The following is a 3,406-nucleotide window of genomic DNA, read 5'->3' on the forward strand; positions in this document are numbered from 1 at the left end:
TCTGCAGCTTGACGGCCCCTCGCTCCAGCAGGCCGAAGCCAGCCATTTTCCGTCGGGCGAATAGTGCGGCGGCGCGACGATCTTCGTCTCGCGGCCATTGTCGAGCCGGACCAGCATCCACTCGGCACCCTCATAGTAGCCGATCGCAATGAGGAGCAATCCGTGTTCTGGGAAATAGCCCGTCAGCGTGTACTCGATGCAGTCGTCACTCCCCTTGTCGCATGCATCTGGCCGGTTCCTGTAGGCTTTGCTGCTGCCGTTTTTGAATTTCAGCCGCAGCGTATTGGACTGGCGTGTCGCGATCCCGACGAGCTGAGCCAGACACGCCTTCTCGGATCTGTCGAGGTCGGCCTTGCCGGGATCACCTTGGCAGCGCCCGTCCTGTGACGGGTGCGCCGTCACCGCATAGGGAGGAAAAGGGATTTCCTGTGCTGCGGCTGGGCTGGCCAGCAGACAGGCGACGACTAGAAGTAGACCAGAAGCTCGACTGATGGCCATTACGTTCAACTGAGGCATTCTTTGCAGCTACGAAGGGTGGCAAAGGTACCTTAAGCCGGCCGGCGTGATTGGATCAAGGAGCCGGCGCGGGAGAGGTACACGAGTTTCGCGGGTGGACCGATCTGCGTCTTGAAAGATGACCGCTTCCGGAAGGAGTGTTACCATGGCGAACGGTCTCGCAGACACCATCAAAGCGTGCGGCCGGTCCTGCCGGCGCGAGATTTCGCCACAAGCAAGCGGTTCTACGCGGATCTCGGCTTTCAGGTTCGGATGCTGACCGATCGGCTGGCCGAACCTCGCTACGGCGCCTATTCCTTTCTGTTGCAGGACTATTACGTCGAGCAATGGGCCAATAATTGCGTGGTGCACGTGCTCGTGAGCGACGTGGACCGATGGTGGAATCAGATCCGTGGTCTCGACGTGGCGTCCCGGTACGAAATCAAGGCAACGGCTCCACGATTGGAAAATTGGGGCAAGGTCGCCGGAATAACGGACCCGTCCGGCGTCCTGTGGCTGATCATCGAACCAATTCTGCATTCAGATCTCGAGGCAAATCGTGATTCTTGAATCCGTCATCACGTGTCCGAACTGCGGCACCTCGAAATCCGAGACGATGCCGACCAATGCCTGCCAATATTCTTACGATTGTACCGGTTGCGCGAGCGGGCTGCGGCCGAAGAGCGGCGATTGCTGCGTGTTCTGCTCGTACGGATCGGTACCGTGTCCGCCGATGCAGGGACCAGGGCGCGACCGGTTGCTGCGCAGACGGGCCGCAGGGTGGGCAAAAGCGCACAGCGCCGTGCCCACCATCTTTTTCCGCCAGCGAAATCTGCGACGGTGGGCACCCTACGCTTTGCCCACGCTCCACCCTGACCCTCGCGCTACGACACCGCCTTGCGGAGCGGGGTGACCTTGAGGTGATCCTGGTGGTCGCCGATCGCCTTGGCGATGAAGCGGGCGGTGATCGGCGAGCCGTCATAGTGCACGATCGGGATCAGGCGCACCGGATCAAAGCCGTTCTCGTTGACAATGAGCTGGCGCAGCTGGCTGTCGCGGTTCTGCTCGACCACATAGACGAAGTCGTGATCGGCGATGAAGCTTGCGACCGACGAGTGGAACGGGAAGGCGCGGATGCGGAGGCGATCGAGCAGATGCCCGCGCGCCTCCAAGAGGCCGATCGCCTCGTCCATCGCCGGCGAGGTCGAGCCGAAATAGATCACGCCGTATTTGGTCGGCTTGGCGGCGTTGGCCTGCAGCGGCCGCGGCACCAGGTCCTGCGCGGTTTCGAACTTGCGCACCAGCCGCTGCATGTTGTCGGCATAGACGGGCCCTTCCTCGGAATAGCGCGCGTAGCGATCCCGGGAAGTGCCGCGGGTAAAATAGCTGCCCCGGGTCTCGTGCGTGCCGGGATAGGTGCGGTAGGGGATGCCGTCGCCGTCGACGTCGAGATAGCGGCCGAAATCACGGCCTTCGTCGAGCATTTCGGCGGTCATGATCTTGCCGCGGTCATACTGACGCGCGTCGTCCCAGCGCAGCGGCCGGCACAGCCGGTGGTTCATGCCGATGTCGAGATCGAGCATCAGGAAGATCACGGTCTGCAGCCGCTCGGCAAGGTCGAAGGCAGTCGCCGCGAACTCAAACGCTTCCGCCGGGTCTTCCGGGAACAGCAGCACATGCTTGGTATCGCCATGCGAGGCATAGGCGCAGGCGATGATGTCGCATTGCTGGGTGCGCGTCGGCATGCCGGTCGATGGGCCGGCGCGCTGCACATTCATGATGACAGCGGGGATTTCGGCGAAGTAGGAGAGGCCGATGAACTCGGTCATCAGGGAGATACCCGGCCCTGACGTCGCCGTGAAGGCCCGCGCACCGTTCCAGGAGGCGCCGATCACGATGCCGATCGAGGCGAGCTCATCCTCGCCCTGTACGATGGCGTATTTCGCCTGGCCGGTCTTGGGATCGTGGCGCAGCTTTTTGCAGTGGCTGGCGAAAGCATCCGCCAGCGACGACGATGGCGTGATCGGATACCAGGCGCAGACCGTGGCGCCGCCATAGACTGCGCCGAGCGCAGCCGCGCTGTTGCCCTCGATGAAGATGCGGTCGCCGACCTTGTCGGCCTTCTTGACGCGGAGCCCAATCGGGCATTTCAGGTTCTGCAGCGCCCAGTCGCGCCCGAGATGCAGCGCGTGAACGTTGGAGGACAGGAGCTTTTCCTTGCCCTTGTACTGCTCGCTGATCAGCTGCTCGATCAGCTTTGGATCCATGTCGAACAGCGCCGACAGCGCGCCGAGATAGATGATGTTCTTGAACAGCTGGCGCTGCCGCGGATCGGTATAGGTCGAGTTGGTGATCGCGGTCAGCGGCACGCCGATCACCGTGATGTCGCCGCGGAATTTCGACGTCGGCATCGGTTTTGTCGAGTCGTAGAACAAATAGCCGCCGGGCTCGATCATGGCGACGTCCTTGTCCCAGGTCTGCGGGTTCATCGCCACCATCATGTCGACGCCGCCGCGCGCGCCGAGATGGCCTTCTTCCGTCACCCGCACCTCGTACCAGGTCGGCAGCCCCTGGATGTTGGAGGGAAAGATGTTGCGCGGCGACACCGGCACGCCATGACGCAGGATCGAGCGCGCGAACAGCTCGTTGGCGGAGGCCGAGCCCGAACCGTTGACGTTGGCGAAGCGGACGACGAAGTCGTTTACGCTGCTGATCGGGCTTTGGTCGGGCATGTCGAACCTGCGTGAGTCATGTCGATGAGATACTTTTGCATGTCCCAGGCGCCGGTCGGGCAGCGCTCGGCACACAGCCCGCAATGCAGGCAGACGTCCTCGTCCTTGACCATCACCCGTCCGGTCTTCAGGTCGGAGGAGACGTAGAGGCTCTGCTCGAGATGCGGGCTCGGCGCCTT

3 protein-coding genes and 2 pseudogenes are annotated in these 3,406 nt (G+C 62.5%); 2 read left to right on the forward strand and 3 right to left on the reverse strand.

What is annotated here, in order from left to right; genetic code table 11:
• Positions 1 to 498 (reverse strand): annotated as a pseudogene (locus JOZ76_RS26825) (hypothetical protein); the annotation flags it as partial.
• Between the two features lie 129 nt (positions 499 to 627).
• Here JOZ76_RS26825 and JOZ76_RS26830 point away from each other — a divergent pair.
• Both JOZ76_RS26830 and JOZ76_RS26835 read left to right on the forward strand, forming a co-directional pair.
• Entirely contained in the window at positions 628 to 1,065 is a 438-nt protein-coding gene (locus tag JOZ76_RS26830) for a VOC family protein (RefSeq protein WP_291703786.1), read from the forward strand.
• A pseudogene (locus JOZ76_RS26835) lies at positions 1,055 to 1,234 on the forward strand (GDCCVxC domain-containing (seleno)protein); the annotation flags it as partial. The gene JOZ76_RS26830 and the pseudogene JOZ76_RS26835, both read left to right, overlap by 11 nt.
• A 145-nt stretch (positions 1,235 to 1,379) precedes the next feature.
• On the opposite strand, the gene JOZ76_RS26840 reads toward JOZ76_RS26835, so the two are convergent.
• Together JOZ76_RS26840 and JOZ76_RS26845 are read right to left on the reverse strand one after the other, a co-directional pair.
• Positions 1,380 to 3,227 carry a 2-oxoacid:acceptor oxidoreductase subunit alpha gene (locus JOZ76_RS26840; protein ID WP_291703788.1) on the reverse strand — a complete coding sequence of 616 codons (1,848 nt, stop codon included), beginning with the start codon at positions 3,225 to 3,227 and terminating at the stop codon, positions 1,380 to 1,382.
• Positions 3,197 to 3,406, reverse strand: a 210-nt coding sequence (locus tag JOZ76_RS26845; protein ID WP_291703790.1) for an NADH-quinone oxidoreductase subunit I, incomplete at its 5' end; no start/stop codon positions are given. The genes JOZ76_RS26840 and JOZ76_RS26845, both read right to left, overlap by 31 nt.

The organism is Bradyrhizobium sp., assembly GCF_019244115.1.
Taxonomy (GTDB): Bacteria; Pseudomonadota; Alphaproteobacteria; order Rhizobiales; family Xanthobacteraceae; genus Bradyrhizobium.

Excerpts from the sequence above, each read along its gene's own strand:
- JOZ76_RS26840 (WP_291703788.1), bottom strand. The coding sequence starts at position 3,227 with ATGCCCGACCAAAGCCCGATCAGCAGCGTAAACGACTTCGTCGTCCGC.